15 protein-coding genes and 1 pseudogene are annotated in these 15205 nt (G+C 73.4%); 8 read left to right on the top strand and 8 right to left on the bottom strand.

The genetic code is table 11. The annotated features are described in order from the left end of the window. Nucleotides 1-338: 338 nt before the first annotated feature. The 3 genes from ACIOFR_RS23985 to ACIOFR_RS23975 are packed head-to-tail and all read right to left on the bottom strand — an operon-like array spanning nucleotide 339 to nucleotide 3555. Nucleotides 339-1412: a threonine aldolase family protein gene (locus tag ACIOFR_RS23985; protein ID WP_401000514.1), complete on the bottom strand. Its 1074-nt coding sequence runs from the start codon at nucleotides 1410-1412 to the stop codon at nucleotides 339-341. Continuing rightward, nucleotides 1409-2158: an SDR family NAD(P)-dependent oxidoreductase gene (locus ACIOFR_RS23980; protein WP_401000512.1), complete on the bottom strand. Its 750-nt coding sequence runs from the start codon at nucleotides 2156-2158 to the stop codon at nucleotides 1409-1411. The genes ACIOFR_RS23985 and ACIOFR_RS23980 overlap by 4 nt, the downstream gene beginning before the upstream one ends. After that, on the bottom strand, nucleotides 2155-3555 hold the full coding sequence (locus tag ACIOFR_RS23975; RefSeq protein ID WP_401000510.1) for a DUF6421 family protein: 1401 nt from the start codon (nucleotides 3553-3555) through the stop codon (nucleotides 2155-2157). The genes ACIOFR_RS23980 and ACIOFR_RS23975 overlap by 4 nt, the downstream gene beginning before the upstream one ends. A gap of 403 nt (nucleotides 3556-3958) precedes the next feature. On the opposite strand from ACIOFR_RS23975, the gene nadE reads away from it, so the two are divergent. Continuing rightward, complete coding sequence (nadE, locus tag ACIOFR_RS23970) at nucleotides 3959-4789, top strand: ammonia-dependent NAD(+) synthetase (RefSeq protein ID WP_401000508.1); 831 nt, start codon at nucleotides 3959-3961, stop codon at nucleotides 4787-4789. Nucleotides 4790-4840: 51 nt separating this feature from the next. On the opposite strand, the gene ACIOFR_RS23965 is transcribed toward nadE, so the two are convergent. After that, nucleotides 4841-5086, bottom strand: coding sequence for a hypothetical protein (locus ACIOFR_RS23965; protein WP_371495706.1), 246 nt, complete (start codon nucleotides 5084-5086; stop codon nucleotides 4841-4843). A 161-nt stretch (nucleotides 5087-5247) separates the two neighbouring features. On the opposite strand from ACIOFR_RS23965, the gene ACIOFR_RS23960 reads away from it, so the two are divergent. From ACIOFR_RS23960 to ACIOFR_RS23945, 4 genes and pseudogenes are all read left to right on the top strand, one after another. Beyond that, nucleotides 5248-5919, top strand: coding sequence for a DUF5134 domain-containing protein (locus ACIOFR_RS23960; RefSeq protein ID WP_401000506.1), 672 nt, complete (start codon nucleotides 5248-5250; stop codon nucleotides 5917-5919). 160 nt (nucleotides 5920-6079) lie between these two features. Next, nucleotides 6080-7030, top strand: a complete 951-nt coding sequence (locus ACIOFR_RS23955) for a M56 family metallopeptidase (protein WP_401000504.1) — start codon at nucleotides 6080-6082, stop codon at nucleotides 7028-7030. A 207-nt stretch (nucleotides 7031-7237) separates the two neighbouring features. Continuing rightward, a pseudogene (locus tag ACIOFR_RS23950) lies at nucleotides 7238-7813 on the top strand (protein-L-isoaspartate O-methyltransferase); the annotation flags it as partial. A gap of 94 nt (nucleotides 7814-7907) precedes the next feature. Beyond that, nucleotides 7908-8387: a hypothetical protein gene (locus tag ACIOFR_RS23945; RefSeq protein ID WP_401000502.1), complete on the top strand. Its 480-nt coding sequence runs from the start codon at nucleotides 7908-7910 to the stop codon at nucleotides 8385-8387. Between the two features lie 556 nt (nucleotides 8388-8943). On the opposite strand, the gene ACIOFR_RS23940 is transcribed toward ACIOFR_RS23945, so the two are convergent. Then, nucleotides 8944-9627, bottom strand: a complete 684-nt coding sequence (locus tag ACIOFR_RS23940; RefSeq protein WP_401000500.1) for a winged helix-turn-helix transcriptional regulator — start codon at nucleotides 9625-9627, stop codon at nucleotides 8944-8946. 9 nt (nucleotides 9628-9636) lie between these two features. Continuing rightward, nucleotides 9637-10350 (bottom strand): alpha/beta fold hydrolase, encoded by a 714-nt coding sequence (locus ACIOFR_RS23935; protein ID WP_401000498.1) that lies wholly within the window; start codon nucleotides 10348-10350, stop codon nucleotides 9637-9639. A gap of 105 nt (nucleotides 10351-10455) precedes the next feature. Between ACIOFR_RS23935 and ACIOFR_RS23930 the strand changes: the two genes are divergently transcribed. Next, complete coding sequence (locus ACIOFR_RS23930; protein ID WP_401000496.1) at nucleotides 10456-10881, top strand: organic hydroperoxide resistance protein; 426 nt, start codon at nucleotides 10456-10458, stop codon at nucleotides 10879-10881. 110 nt (nucleotides 10882-10991) lie between these two features. On the opposite strand, the gene ACIOFR_RS23925 is transcribed toward ACIOFR_RS23930, so the two are convergent. Then, nucleotides 10992-11408 carry a MarR family transcriptional regulator gene (locus ACIOFR_RS23925; protein ID WP_401000494.1) on the bottom strand — a complete coding sequence of 139 codons (417 nt, stop codon included), beginning with the start codon at nucleotides 11406-11408 and terminating at the stop codon, nucleotides 10992-10994. Nucleotides 11409-11495: 87 nt separating this feature from the next. Here ACIOFR_RS23925 and ACIOFR_RS23920 point away from each other — a divergent pair, with 87 nt between their 5' ends. Together ACIOFR_RS23920 and ACIOFR_RS23915 are read left to right on the top strand one after the other, a co-directional pair. After that, entirely contained in the window at nucleotides 11496-13043 is a 1548-nt protein-coding gene (locus tag ACIOFR_RS23920; protein WP_401000492.1) for an MFS transporter, read from the top strand. A gap of 230 nt (nucleotides 13044-13273) precedes the next feature. After that, nucleotides 13274-13879 (top strand): TetR/AcrR family transcriptional regulator, encoded by a 606-nt coding sequence (locus ACIOFR_RS23915; protein WP_401000490.1) that lies wholly within the window; start codon nucleotides 13274-13276, stop codon nucleotides 13877-13879. 76 nt (nucleotides 13880-13955) lie between these two features. On the opposite strand, the gene ACIOFR_RS23910 is transcribed toward ACIOFR_RS23915, so the two are convergent. Then, nucleotides 13956-14822 (bottom strand): helix-turn-helix domain-containing protein, encoded by an 867-nt coding sequence (locus ACIOFR_RS23910; protein WP_401000488.1) that lies wholly within the window; start codon nucleotides 14820-14822, stop codon nucleotides 13956-13958. Nucleotides 14823-15205: the final 383 nt, after the last annotated feature.

Genomic DNA, 15205 nt, shown 5'->3' with positions numbered 1-15205 from the left:
ATATCTGGCGTTGACTTTTGGCACGCTGTTGAGTTCTCAAGGAACGGACACTTCCTTCGGACCGCCTTCCAGCGGGCCCTCCGGGCGCTTCGTTCTTTCGTGTTTCAAGCTTATCAGATGTTTTCCGCTCCGTTTTCCGGAGTTTCATTCATCGGATTTCACTTCGGCCTTTCGGCGCTCCCGAACTCTAGCAGAGTTTTTCGGGCTGTTTTCCCGGCCCGGATTCGAATCCATCTCTGATTTCGAAGGCCCGAACCGTGCGACCGAACGGCCGCGGGGCAACTCGGAGAACATTACGCTCCGAGCTGCCCCGCGTCAAACCGGGCTGGGGTGGCGGGTCAGGCCCGGCCCAGCTCCTCGATCAGCGCCGCCACGAAGGCGTCGATGTCGGCCTCGGTGGTGTCGAAGGCGGTCATCCAGCGGACCTCACCGGTCTGCTCGTCCCAGAAGTAGAAGCGGTAACGCTTCTGCAGTCGCTCGCTGACCTCACGGGGCAGGATCGCGAAGACCGCGTTGGACTCCACGGGCCGCACCACGGTGACGCCCTCGATCTCGCGCACCGCCGTCACCAGCCGCTGGGCCATCGCGTTCGCGTGGCCCGCGTTGCGCAGCCAGAGGTCGCCGGCGAGCAGCGCCTCGAACTGGACCGAGACGAAGCGCATCTTCGACGCGAGCTGCATCGACATCTTGCGCAGGAACTTCAGGTCCCGGACGCGGTCGGGGTTGAGCACCACGACGACCTCGCCGAACAGCAGACCGTTCTTGGTGCCACCGTACGAGAGCACGTCGACCCCGGCGTCCGTGGTGAACGCGCGCAGCGGCAGGCCCTGGGCCGCGGCGGCGTTCGCCAGGCGCGAGCCGTCGAGGTGGACCAGCATGCCGCGCTCGTGGGCGTGGTCGCAGATCGCCTTGATCTCGTCGGGCGTGTAGACCGTGCCGAGCTCGGTGGACTGCGCGATCGAGACGGCGAGCGGCTGTGCGCGGTGCTCGTCGCCCCAGCCCCAGGCCTGGAGGTCGATCAGCTCGGGGGTGAGCTTGCCGTCCGGGGTGGGGACGGTCAGCGCCTTGATGCCGGCGACCTTCTCGGGGGCGCCGCACTCGTCCACGTTGATGTGGGCGCTCTCGGCGGAGATGACCGCGCCCCAGCGCGGCAGCAGGGCCTGGAGCGCGACGACGTTCGCGCCGGTGCCGTTGAAGACCGGGTACGCCTCGGCGCGCTCGCCGAAGTGCTTCCGGAACACCTGCTGGAGGTGGTCGGTGTACTGGTCCTCGCCGTAGGCGATCTGGTGACCGCCGTTGGCCACCGCGAAGGCCGCGAGGATCTCGGGGTGCACGCCGGCGTAGTTGTCGCTGGCGAAGCCCCGGACGGACGGGTCGTGCCGCCGGACGGCGTCGGTGTGGTGGATCGTCATCGGGCTGTCAACCACAGGTGCTGTCCGTTCAGTTCTGCTGCGGGGCGGTCCCAGAGGCCCGCGAGGTGCTCGGCCAGGTCGGCCGTGTCCGTGAAGCCGGGGAACTTGGCGTCCGGCTTCTCGGCCCGCATCTCCGGGCTGACCAGGGCCTTGATCACCAGGATCGCCGCCGCGGCGGTGGGCTCGCCGTCGTCGGCGGTGGTCTCCTTGACGAAGGAGTGCGCCATGGAGAGCGTCCAGGCCTCGGTCGCGGCCTTGGCGGCCGCGTACGCGGCGCCGCCGGCGGTGGGCTTGTGCGCGGCGGCGGCACCGATCATCGCGAACCGGCCGGACTCGCTGCGCAGCAGCGCGGGCTGGAACGCGAGCGAGGTGTGCTGGAGGGTGCGGACGACGGTGTCGTGCAGGAAGTCCCAGTCGTCTATGCGGCTCTCGAAGAAGGACTTGCTGCCGCGCCAGCCGCCGACCAGGTGGAAGAGGCCGTCGACGTGGCCGTGCTCGGCCTCCAGGTGGTCGGCCCAGTCGTGGACCTCCTGCGGGTCGAGGAGGTCGATGATCTGACCGGTGATCTTGGCGCCCGGGACGGCGGTGCGGACCGCGTCCACCGCGGAGTCCAGCCGGCGCTGGTCGATGTCGGCGCCGATGACGGTCGCGCCCTCGGCGGCGAGACGGCGCATGGTGGCCTGGCCGGCCGGGCCACTGGCTCCGGCGACGGCGACGACCTTGCCTGCGAGTCGGAGGGTGCTCACGCGGCGACTCCCTCGAGGCCGGCGCCGGTGATGCCGGTGGTCGCGGCGATGACGCCGCTGAGCTTCTTGGACAGGGCCTCGTAGAACATGCTCAGCGGGAACTCGTCCGGGTGGACGGCGTCGCACAGGGCCTTGTTGAGCGCCTTGCCGTCGACGGTGTCGAGCGGCAGCGCCTCCGGGCCCTTCGCCCAGGTGGAGGCCGGGTGCGGGGTGAGGTACTTGGAGACCAGCTGGTAGGCGGCGATCCAGTGCGCGGTCTTGGGCCGGTCGATGCCGTCGCGGTAGAGGGTCTCGATCTCGCCGCAGAGCTGGTTGGTGACGTCGGCGACGCGGTCCCAGTCGATGCTGAGGCGGTTGTCGCGCCAGCGCAGCGCGTCGTGCTTGTGCAGGTACGCGAAGAGCAGCTGGCCGCCCATGCCGTCGTAGTTGCGGACGCGGTCGCCGCTGACCGGGAAGCGGAACATGCGGTCGAAGAGGATCGCGTACTGGACGTCGCGGCCCTGGGCGTACCCCTCGGCCTGCAGCCTGACGGCCTCCTTGAAGGCGGTCAGGTCGCAGCGCAGCTCCTCCAGCCCGTACATCCAGAACGGGCTGCGCTGCTTGATCATGAAGGGGTCGAACGGCAGGTCGCCGTGGCTGTGGGTGCGGTCGTGCACGAGGTCCCACAGGACGAAGGTCTGCTGGGCGCGGTCCTGGTCCTCCAGGAGGCCGGCGGCGTCGGCCGGGATCTCCAGGCCGAGCAGGTCGACGGCGCTGGTGGTGACGGCGCGGAAGCGGGCGGCCTCGCGGTCGCAGAAGATGCCGCCCCAGGTGAAGCGCTCGGGGGCCTTGCGCACGGCGACGGTCTCCGGGAAGAGCACCGCGGAGTTGGTGTCGTAGCCGGCCGTGAAGTCGGTGAAGGTGATCGGCACGAACATCGGGTTGTCGAAGCGCTCGCGCTCCAGCTCGGCCAGCCAGTCCGGCCAGACGACCTTGAGCAGGACGGCCTCGAGGTTGCGGTTCGGGTTGCCGTTCTGGGTGTACATCGGGAAGACCACGAGGTGGTCGAGGCCGTCGACGCGCTGGTCGGCGGGCTGGAAGGCGAGCAGCGAGTCCAGGAAGTCGGGCTCGCGGTAGCCGGTGTCGGCCCACTTGACCAGGTCGGCCTGCACGGCGGCGAGGTACGCGGCATCGTGCGGGAAGAGCGGGGCGAGCTCGGCGACGGAGGCGCGGACGGTGTCGATCAGCGGGTCGACGGTGTGCCGCTGGACGGCGCCCAGGTCGATCGAACCGTCCTTGGACTGCATCGGTCGAAGGGTCTCGACAGCGTCCTTGAGGCGCAGCCAGGCAGCGTGGCCGGCCGGGCCGGCGGCGGTGGCGTCGCCCGCTACCGCGAGCTTCGGCGAAAGATTCTGCATTGGAGACTCACTTCGACAGGAGTATTTCGACAGGACCACCATAGATACGAAAGGTTCTCCTGTTCAAGGGGGGGTCGGGGGTACTCCTGGAGACAGGAGGGGTTGTCCGCGATGTGGACGGCGGCCCGAACACCTGCGAGGGCGCGGCGGGCGGTGTCCCGGCGCCCGCCCGGAGCGCCTCGCGGGCAGGGTCCGTACGCCGACCATCCCCCGCCTCCCCCGGCGCCGCCACCGGTGGCCGTCCACCCGCGGCGGGCCGCGTGCCGGCGGCCGGGGAGCACGGGACCACGGGCCCGCCGGGCTCCGCGGCCTTCCTCTAGAGTGCTTGCGTCCCCCACCGCGCTGGTGGCCCCGGCCCCGCGGCTCCCGCCGCCCGCGCCGCGGGCCCGACCGAGGAGCAACCGTGACCGACCTGGCGTCCACCGCCGTGCAGCAGGAGATCGCCCGGGATCTTCAGGTGAGCCCGTCCTTCGAGGCGGACCAGGAGATCGAACGCCGGGTGGCCTTCCTCACCGAGCGGCTGGTCTCCACCGGGCTGCGCTCGCTGGTGCTGGGGATCAGCGGCGGCGTCGACTCCACGACCGCGGGCCGGCTGTGTCAGCTGGCGGTCGAGCGGGTCCGGGCCGGCGGGCAGGAGGCGACGTTCTACGCGATGCGGCTGCCGTACGGCACCCAGGCCGACGAGCACGACGCCCAGCTGGCGCTGGAGTTCATCCGGCCGGACCGGATCCTTACCGTCGACGTGAAGCCCGCCTGCGACGCCGCCCTGGACGCGGTGCTGGCCGGCGGCACGGTCTTCCGTGATCCGCACCACCAGGACTTCGTGCACGGCAACATCAAGGCCCGGCAGCGCATGGTCGCCCAGTACGCGGTGGCTGGCGCCCAGGACGGCCTGGTGGTGGGTACCGACCACGCCGCCGAGGCGGTGTCCGGCTTCTTCACCAAGTTCGGCGACGGCGCGGCCGACGTGGTCCCGCTCACCGGGCTCACCAAGCGGCGGGTGCGGGCCGTGTCGCAGGCCCTGGGCGCGCCGGCCGAGCTGATCTGGAAGACCCCGACCGCCGACCTGGAGACGCTGGCCCCGGGCAAGCCCGACGAGGAGGCCCTCGGCGTCACGTACGACGACATCGACGACTTCCTGGAGGGCGAGCCGGTCGACACCGCCGTCTTCGAGGCCGTCGTCCGCCGCTACCGGCTCACCGAACACAAGCGGCAGCTGCCGATCGCCCCCTGAGTCGCCCGACGGGCAGTCATCCGGCGGGCCGGGTCGGTGCCACCGCGGGTCTCAGCCGCCGGCCCCGACCCGGACGACCTCGGCCAGCACCATCAGCCCGCCGAGCGAGGCCCACCAGGCGCCGATCCGCCGCAGCGTGCCCGGGGTCGCGGACCCGAGCGGACGCCAGGAGCGCGCGCCGAGCCGGAAGCACTTCTCGGCCACCCCGCCGGTGTTCAGCGCCAGTGCCAGACCCGAGACCACCATCACCGCGATGGTGATCCACAGAACCCAGCTGTCGTCACCCGCTGCTCCCATCCGGATCCCCCCTGTCGTGACGTCCCCACGCCACCCTCGCACAGCGGACCGCCGTTTCAAGGGGCAAGCCCCAGTGCGCCCCTCACGCGCCCTGCCTGCGGCGGCGGCCCCTCCGGGACCGTGGACGCTGAACCCGTCTGCACACGGTCGAGGGGGCGTCCATGCACGGTCCGGCCCTGGTCACCTGGCTGGTCGCCGCCCTGGCCGTGGGCGCCGCGGCGCTCTGCCTGGTCCGGCTGCGCGGCCCCCGGCCCGGCTGCGGCCCCGGCCGCGCCACCCGCCCGGACGGCCCCGCGGCCGGCCACCGGCGCGACCGCGAGTCGGACGCGGCCGAGGCGCTGATGGCCCTCGGCATGGCCGGGATGACCCTGCTGCCCGGCCCGCTCTGGGGCTGGCTGTTCACCGTGCCGGCCGGCGCGCTGCTGCTGGGCGCGCTGGGACCCGCCGGGCCCCGGACGGACCACGGGGCCGGGCCGCGGGCGCACCGGCTGCACCACGGCGTCGGAGCCCTCGCCATGGTCTACATGGCCCTCGCGATGGGGAGCGGGCCGGCCCATCCGCACCACGCCGCCGCCCCCGGGCTGCCCGCCGTCACCGGGCTCCTGCTGGTCTACTTCGGCGGCTACTCGCTGTGGAGCGGGAGCCGGCTGCTCTCCCCCGCACCGGCCGGCCCGCACCCCGGCCGGTCCCCCGCCCCCGCCCCCATTGCCCCCGCCCCCATTGCCCCCACCCCCGCAGGCCCCGCCCGCGCACTCGCCGTCGCCGGCGGGCTCGGCCCGGCCTGCCGGGTCGCCATGGGGATCGGGATGTTCGCGATGCTGCTGACGATGTGACCCCCACGGCCCGCCCGGTCCCGGCCCGATGCCCGGTCCGCCGGCCCCGCACGTGGCCTTGGTCACTGCTGCCGGCAAGAAGCACCAAGAGGCCTGGCCGGCGCATAGGTTGGGGCTGCGCACTGCCGCGCGCCCGTTCTCCCCGGGGGGAGCCACTGCCATGACGGCCCTGCTCAGCCTGCTGCTGCTCGGACTGCTGCTCGCCACCGTGGCCCCCCGCCTGCTGGCCCGGGCCCGCTGGCCCGAACGCGAACCGGTGCTGGCCCTGTGCGTCTGGCAGTGCCTGGTGGCCGCAGTGCTGCTGTGCTGCGTGCTCAGCCTGCTGCTGGCCTGCACGGCCGCCCTGCCGGAACTGCGCGCCCTGGTCTTCGCGAATGCGCCGCACGGCGTCGAGGAGGCGTACGGCCTCGCGGGCTCGGCGGGCTGGGGGCGGCTGTGGGCCGCCCTGCTCGCGGCGGGCGGGGTGTGGACGGCGGTCTCGCTGGCGCGGGAGGTCAGGTCCGCCCGGACGCTGCGCGGCCACCAGCACTCCCGGCTCAGCCGCTCGGCGCCCGAACTGCCCGCCGGACTCGGCGCGGCCGAGCGCGTCAGGGAACGGCTGGTGGTCCTGGAGGACGTCCGCCCGGAGGCCTGGTCCCTGCCCGGCCCGGCCGCCCGGCTGGTGGTCACCACCGGGGCGCTGCAACAGCTGAGCGGTCAGGAGCTGGCGGCCGTCCTCAGCCACGAGCGCGGCCACGTGCGGGCCAGGCACCACTGGCTGTCCCAGTGCGCGCAGGCACTGGCCGACGGGTTCCCGGGGGTCTGGGTCTTCAGCGCCTTCCGCGACCAGGTCGGCGAGCTGGTCGAGCTGGCCGCCGACGACCGGGCGGCCCGCCGGCACGGCCGGCTGACCACGGCTCTCGCCCTGGTCGAGCTCAACTCCGGCCGCGGGGTGTTCGGTTCGTGCACCCCGCAGCAGCTCGCCCAGTCCCCGCGCCGGGTGGACCGGCTGCTCGCGGGCGAGCCGCGGCTGCACCCCGCCCACCGGCTGCGGCTCACCCTGGCGGCGCTCGCCGCCCCGGCCGCCGCCGTCCTGCTCGCCGCCTGGCCCGGGCTGTCGGCGCTGCTCTGAGGACCGTCGCGCCGCCGCCGGCTCCCGCCGGTCGCGCCCACCTCAACTCGTGCGCCGGTGAACCACTCTGATGCGCCCTCCCCCGCCCGGTCGCGCCCGCGCACGATGGATCCGGGCCAGGGCACGCCGCCACCGGGGAACTCGGACGGGCAGGTGCCTCCGCCGCCGCCGAGCGACGGAAAGCACCGGAAGTAGGCGGTCGTGGCGATGCCGACCACCGGCGCCCTAGGCCTGGACCGGCACCGTGCCCGCCTCGACCGGGTGATGGCCGAGCGCGGTGCGTGGCCGGAGCGGTCGCCGTGGATCCGGGAGGCGGTCGCCGCGCTGCCCCGGCACCGGTTCGCGCCCGAGCGACTGTGGCGCTGGGACGGCCGGGTGTGGGTGCCGGTCGACCGGGCGACCGACCGGAACGGCTGGGCGGACCAGCTGTACGGCGATCCGGACGCGGCGACGATCACCCAGCTGACCGGCGATCTGCCCGCCTCCAGCCTCTCCTGCCAGGCGGTGGTCGCGGACATGGCCGACTCCCTGCTGCTGGAACCCGGGCAGCGGGTGCTGGAACTCGGCGCCGGCGCGGGCTGGGACGCCCCACTTCTCGCCCACCGCGCTGGACCGGGCCGGGTCACGTCGGTGGAGGTCGACCCCCGGCTGGCCACCGCGGCCGCCGACCGGATCCGGGCGGCCGGCCCGGAGGTCGCGGTGGTCGGCGGGGACGGCGACGCCGGGTGGCCCGCCGGGGCGCCGTACGAGCGGATGATCGCGACGGACGCGGTGGAGCGGATCCCGTGGGCGTGGGTGGAGCAGACCGTCCCGGGCGGACGGATCGTCACCCCGTGGGGCCGGCTCGGGCACGCCGCCCAGGAGCGCCACCGGCCGGATGCAGGGCCTGGGGCGGTTCATGCCCTCCCGCGCCACCGGCCCGGCTGCGGCGGTCGGCGGACCGGGGCCGGTCGGGTTCGCGGCCGTCCGCGGCCGCAACGAGCGGGACCACCGCGGCGAGACGGGCCGGGACCTCACGGCGCTCACCGACTGGTGGCGGCTGGGCTTCGCCCTGCGCGTCGCCCTGCCCGACGTCGCGGTCACCACCGCGGTGGACGCGGACGGCACCAGCGCCTGGCTGACCGACGGCAGCTCCTCCTGGGCCTCGCTGTCCGCCCGGCCCGCCCCCGACGGCGGCGCCCGGGTGGACGAAGGCGGTCCCCGCCGGCTCGCCGCCGAGCTGGAGGCGGCCTGGGCCCGGTGGGAGCGGATCGGATCACCCGGCGTGTACGACTACGGCATCACCGTCACCGGGGACGAGCAGTGCACCTGGGCGAACGACCCGGCCACCGGCCCCCGCTGGGCCGCCTCGGCGTAGCGCACCCTGCCCTGGCCGGCCACCGGGGCCCCGGCGGGCGGCCCGTCCGCCGGTGCGCACCGCGGGAGCCGGCGCGGAGGGTCAGGATCGGGGAGGTCTCCGCCGGTCGCTCGGACGGCTCCGGGTGCGGGCGGTTGTCGTGGAGGACCCGGCCGTCCGGCAGACGCAGAGCCACGTGCAGGCGCTCGGGGCCGGGGTGGTGCGCCTCGTGCATCAGGTTCCCGAGTTCCGCCTGGGCCGCCGGCGGCGTTCCGGGGGCGTTCCGGGGGCGTCGAACCGGACGTCGAGTGCGATCTCCAGGCCCGTGCAGTACGCAACGAGTCCGGCGACCGTCACCGCGACCTGCCCGGTCGTGACGGTGAACGGCGGGCCGGCGAGCGGGGCTCCGACCTCACCGGCCGGGGGCTCGGCACCGACGGCGCCGTCCGGTTCGAGGTGCGGCGCGAACCGGTGCGCAGCCGGCTGCGGGGCTTCGGACGTCCCCGCTCCCGCGGGACCGCCCGGTGCGGGTGGACGGCCGCGGGCGGTCCGCGGACGTGGCCGACGCGACCCGGCGTCAGGGACTCGGGTCACCCGTGCGGGCGCTCGGGGCGGGCAGGCGGAAGAGGGCCTTCAGCCTCCGCAGGGCCTCGGCGTCGCCGGACACCGACGCCGCGCCGGTCTCGATCGCCTGGGCGAGGGTCCGGTCCTGCGCGGTGAGGCCGAGGAAGGTCTCCTCGTTCATGGTGATCGTGGCGTCCGGGTACTGGGCCGGGCCGTGCAGTGCCTCGATCGTCCCGTCGTCGATCCGGGTGTGGAAGGTCTCGGCGTCGATGCGGAACTCGTAGACCGCGCGGAGTCCGGCGGCGGCGTCGGCGTCGAAACAGGCCCGCAGGCCGAGCACCGCCCAGCCGGGGTGGAAGGTTTCGGTCGTCCGTCGTTCGCCCATGGCCCATTTCAGGCCCCACCGGGCGAGGGCCAGGACGGCGGGGGCGAGTTCGCTGCCGGCCTCGGTGAGGGCGTAGGCGGGGGTGCGGGCGGGCGGCGGGAGGGTGACCCTGCGGGCCAGGCCCTCCTGTTCGAGGTGCTTGAGGCGGGCGGACAGCAGGCCGGTCCCGAGGCCGCGCAGGCTGGCCTGAAGGTCGCCGAACCGCTTGGGGCCGGTGAGGAGTTCGCGGATCAGCAGCAGCGTCCAGCGCTCGCCGACCAGGTCGAGGGTCCGCGCGGTGGCGCAGTACTGGTTGTATGTTCGCTGGTCCACTTCGTCATTCTAGGGTTCGCGCTTCCGGTTACTGAACGAACCGATGTCGAGGAGCAGGCGGGCGACCCGTTCCGGGTCGGTCAGCATCACGTCGTGCGGGCCGTCCAGGGGAAGCGTCCGGTACCCGAGGGCCGCGCCGAAGCGCTCGAACGGGTAGGTCGGCGGCCGGCAGTGGACGGCGGTGCCGGGGATCCGGTCGACGGCGCCGCTCAGGCGGGTGGGCTCGGCGAAGGTGCGCAGCGGCTGCGGGAGCAGGCGTGCTTCCAGCCAGGCCGCGTCGTCGGGGTCGACGATGCCGAACGCGGCCGGGGGCGGGGCCGGGATCAGCCGTCCGTCCCCGGAGGTCCCGGCCGCGGCGCGGACCGCCGCGACGAAGGCTCCGGGCGCCAGGCCGAACATGCTCGCCCCGTCGGCTCCCGCCCAGCCGTCGAGGAGGACGAGGTGGTCGACGGCTCCGGGGCGCGCGTCCGCGGCCTCTCGGACGACCAGGCCCGCGTAGCTGTGGCCGACCAGCACGAGTTCGTCCTCCTCGGGAACGGCATCGATGGCGGCGACGACCACGTCGGCGTGGTCGTGCAGCCCGTGGTCGTTCGGCCCGCGCTCTCCGGCGGCGCCGAGGTCGGGGACGAGGGTGCGGGCCCCGGCGGCGTGCAGGGCGGGTACGACGCGGTCCCAGGCCCACGGGCCGTGCCAGGCGCCGTGGACGAGTACGAACGTGGTCATCGGTCCTCCAGGTCGTCGCGGGATCTCGATCCTAGACCCTTGACTTCCTGTTTTTGAAGTGTCAAGTTTCAGATCAAGAAGTTGGCAGACGGAGGGGAGCTCATCATGGACAAGGCGCTCTACACGGCGCAGGCGCACGTCACCGGGGGGCGGAGCGGCCACGGCCGCACGTCCGACGGACGGCTCGACCTGACCCTGCGCCAGCCCGAGGCGCTGGGCGGGGACGGCGAGGGGGTCAACCCGGAGCAGCTCTTCGCGATCGGGTACGCGGCATGCTTCGGCACGACGCTGGAGCTGGTCGGCCGCCGCGCGGAACTGGTGGCGGACGATGCGGAGATCGACTCGTCCGTCTCGCTGTGGCCGAGCGGCGCGGGCTTCAGGCTCGGCGTCGAGTTGCGGGTCTCCCTGCCCTCGGTCACCACCGGGCAGGCGATCGAACTGGTCAGGACCGCCCACCGGATCTGCCCGTACTCCAACGCCACGACCGGGAACGTCGACGTGGCCCTGGTCGTCAACGGCACCCGACTCTGACGGTCCGCCACCGGCCCCGCCGTCCGGGCGGGGCCGGGCGCGCGGGGCCGGGCGCGCGGGGCCGGGCGCGCGGGGCCGGGCGCGCGGGGCCGGGCGCGCGGGGAGAGGCCCTAGCGCCCGGCGCCCTGCTCGGTCAGGGTGCGGGCCAGGATCTCCCGGTGCAGCGGGCGGGCCTGCTGGTAGCGGTCGCGGCCGGCGTCGGTGAGGACGACGTAGATGCCCCGGCGGTCGACCTGGCACATCGCCCGTTCGACCAGCCCGGCCTTCTCCAGCCTGCCGATCAGGCGGGACAGCGCGCTCTGGCTGAGGTGCACCGTGCAGGCGAGGTCCTGCACCCGCAGGGCCGCCTCGCGGGTGCGGCGCTCGTCCTCCCAGAGGCGTTCCAGCACCTCGAACTCGCTCATGCCGAGGTCGTACCGCTCGCCCAGCTCCCGGTCGAGCGCACAGGAGGCGGTCGCGTGGCGCGCCAGCAGTGCGCGCCACTCGGCGACCAGGGCCGTGTCGGGGGCGGTGTCGAGTTCAGTCACGGCGCCACACTAGCAGATGCAGAAGAACTTATTGCACTCACATTAAATGCATTTGCAGTCAATGCACATGCATGTAGTCTCCTGCCCATGACCTCAGCCCATCCCGCCCCCGCCGGCGGCCAGTCGGACACCGCTTGGAGCCCGCGCCTGTGGGGCACCCTGGTCGTCCTGTGCGCCGCGATGTTCCTCGACGCCCTCGACGTCTCCATGGTCGGCGTCGCCCTGCCCTCCATCGGCGCGGACCTGCACCTGTCCACCTCCACCCTGCAGTGGGTGGTCAGCGGCTACGTGCTCGGCTACGGCGGCCTGCTGCTGCTCGGCGGCCGCGCGGCGGACCTGCTCGGACGCCGACGGGTCTTCCTGGTCGCCCTCGCCGTGTTCGCCGGCGCCTCCCTGCTCGGCGGCCTGGTGGACGACGGCGGGCTGCTGATCGCGGCCCGCTTCCTCAAGGGTGTCAGCGCCGCGTTCACCGCGCCGGCCGGCCTGTCCATCATCACCACCACCTTCGCCGAGGGCCCGGCCCGCAACCGCGCCCTCAGCATCTACACCACCTGCGGCGCCAGCGGCTTCTCGCTCGGCCTCGTGCTCAGCGGCCTGCTCACCTCCGCCGGCTGGCGCTGGACGTTCCTGATGCCCGTCCCGGTCGCCCTGCTGGCCCTGGCCTTCGCGGTCCGGCTGCTCCCCCGCCAGGCGGCGCCCGAGCGCGGCAGGGCCGGGTACGACGTGGCCGGCGCGGTCACCGGCACCGGCGCCCTGCTGCTGCTGGTCTTCACCCTGACCGAGGCGCAGAGCGCGGGCTGGGCCTCGCTGCGGACCCTCGGTTCACTGGCCGTGGTGGCCGTCCTCGCCGCCGCGTTCCTGCTGATCGAGTCCCGCACCGCGCACCCGCTGGTCCGGCTCGGCATCTTCCGCAACGGCGGGGTGGCCCGGGCCAACCTGACCGCCTTCACCATCTTCGGCTCGTACGCGGGCTTCCAGTTCATCACCACGCTCTACCTCCAGCGGCTGCTCGGCTGGTCCGCGCTGGAGATGGCCTTCGGCCTGCTGCCGGCCGGCGCGCTGGTGGCGCTGTCGGCGACCAGGATGGGTGCGATCATCGACCGGTTCGGCACCGGACGGCTGCTGCCGATCGGCGTCCTGGCCCTGACCGCCGGCTACGCGTACTTCCTGCAGCTGGGCGAGCACAGCGGCTTCCTCACCCTGGTGCTGCCGAGCATGGTGCTGCTGGGCATCGGCTTCGCGCTCGCCTTCCCGTCCGTCAACATCAACGCCACCAGCGGGGTCGCGGACGAGGAGCAGGGCCTGGCCTCCGGTCTGGTGAACACCGCCTTCCAGGTCGGCAGTGCGATCGTGCTCGCCGTCACCACCGCCGTGATCACCGCGGGCAGCGGCGGTGGCGAGAGCCCGCAGGCCCAACTGGACGGGTACCGGCCGGCGTTGTTGCTGGTCACCGGGATCGCGGCACTCGGCCTGCTGGTCGCCCTGCTCGGCGCGGCGCTGGAGCGACGGCCCAAGCCCCCGGCCCCGGTGCCCGACTACCGCTACGGGCCGCTCGACGGCGCCCGGGACGGAGCGGGACGGGACAGGACCGGTCGGGAAGCGGTCACCGAAGCACAGGTGATGTCCGAGCGCTGAGCGGATCCGACCGGCCGCCGAGCGGACCTGACAGTGCCTGACCGAGGTGCCGGCTCCACCAAACCCCCGTGTTGGTGGAGCCGGCACTTCGGCGTACCGCCACGGGGACGATGTCCGGAAGTACCCGGATCCCACCGGTGGCGGGCGACCCGGCCAGTATATTGGCCGGGAGCCAATGAACGTACGGAGCAGACACGATGGCACCTCGCGGGGAATCGGTCAATGAGGAGATGCGCCGCCGATCCCGCCGTCGCATCCTCCGGGCCACGGTGGAGCTGGTCGACCAGCGGGGTTACGCCCGCACCACCCTGGGCGACATAGCGGAACGGGCCGGGCTGGCCCGCGGCCTGGTGTCCTACTACTTCGAGGGCAAACGGCTGCTGATGCAGGCCGCCACCCACCGGCTGATGCACCTGGAGCTGGCCGCCGCACTGGCCGCACTGCCCCCGGGGGCCAGCCCCGACGCCCGGCTGGCCCGGGCGATCGACGCGGTGGTGCAGGTGGCGATCGACCACCCGCTGGTGATGCGCTCCCATCTGGCGCTGATCCTGGAGCCGGACGCCGGCACCTTCGTCCAGGACCCGGAGCAGCAGCAACTCGGCGCGATCCTGCGCGCGTTGCTGAGCGACTGGGGAGCGGCCGACCCGGTGGCCGAGCACGCGGTGCTGCGCAGCGCGCTGATGGGCGCCTGCATCGGGGTGCTGCTGCCGGGGGCGTCGGCGCCGCTGGCACCGATCCGGGCCGACCTGTTCGCCCGGTACGGCCTGGTCTGGGAGCTGGGCGTGCCGCCGCAGCCGGAGGCGCCGGCCAGGCCCCAGCCGTCGGTGCGGGGCTGACCGGACCGGAGCCGGACGTCGCCGGGGACCCGGGGACCCGGGGACCCGGGGCCTCGACGGCCGCGCGGGCCGGGGCTCAGCGGTCCTTGAGGATGGTGGCGAGCAGGTCGACGGTCTGGCCCGGAGTCAGGCTGTCCACGCAGAGCCGTTCCATGACCTGGATGTAGGCGTCGACGTCGTCCCGCTTGTCGAGGTAGAGCGCGCTGGTGAGCTGTTCCAGGTACACGACGTCCGCGAGGTCCTGCTCGGGGAAGCGCAGGATCGAGAACGCGCCGCTCTCGCCGGCGTGCGCGCCGAACCGGAACGGCATCACCTGCACCACCACGTTGGCGTGCTCGGACATGTCGATCAGGTGCTGCACCTGGGCGCGCATCACCTTGGGCCCGCCGACCGGACGGCGCAGCGCCGCCTCGTCGATGACCGCCCACAGCTTGGGGCCCGGGGACTCCATCAGCAGGCTCTGACGGCGCATCCGCAGGCTGACCCGGCGCTCGATCTCCTCCTCGCCCAGCGCCGGGCGGCTCTGACCGAAGATCGCGCGGGCGTACTCCTCGCACTGGAGCAGGCCGGGGATGAACTGCACCTCGTAGGTGCGGATCAGGGCGGCCGCCTCCTCCAGACCGATGTAGGTCTGGAACCAGTTGGGCAGCACGTCGGTGAAGCTGTGCCACCAACCGGACTTGTTGGCCTCGCGGACCAGGCCGAGCAGCGCCTCGCGCTCGGCGCCGTCGTGCACGCCGTAGAGGCTGAGCAGGTCGGCGACGTCGCGCTCCTTGAAGCTGACCCGGCCGAGCTCCATCCGGCTGATCTTGGACTCGGAGGCGCGGATGGCGTAGCCGGCGTCCTCGCGGGTGATCGCGCGCCCTTCACGCAGGCGGCGTAGTTGGGAGCCGAGGAGGATTCGGCGCACCATCGAGCCACCACCGGGCTGAACTGTGGTCATGCGGTCGAAACCTCCACCTCGGGCAAACAGCGCACAGTCTGCCATCAGTTGAGCGCTCTCGGTGCCTGTACTGATGCAACGATCTACCAGTTCTGCATCACATCCACCATCTTGCACGTGCATCCGGCGCTTGCATATGCCAATACCCCGACTGCACGTGAATCGACTCTTGCATCTGCAGTGAGCGCAGAGGACCATGGTGCACGTGCACCTGCACACCCCTGGCAATCCCGCGGGCTCCGCCTCGACCACATGCGCGAACCGCACGCCGTACCCGGCAGCGCTGTTCGCGCAGCCGGATTCGCGTGCACGCGAGTGGTCGTCGGGCGCAGCGGCCGCGCGGCCGAGCGAGTCGGAGGTGACCGGCATGACCCCGGCGGGTC

Source organism: Kitasatospora sp. NPDC088346 (assembly GCF_044740765.1).
Lineage (GTDB): Bacteria > Actinomycetota > Actinomycetes > Streptomycetales > Streptomycetaceae > Kitasatospora.
The sequence above is the reverse complement of the archived record's forward strand: the minus strand, read 5'-3'. Positions and strand labels throughout refer to the sequence as shown.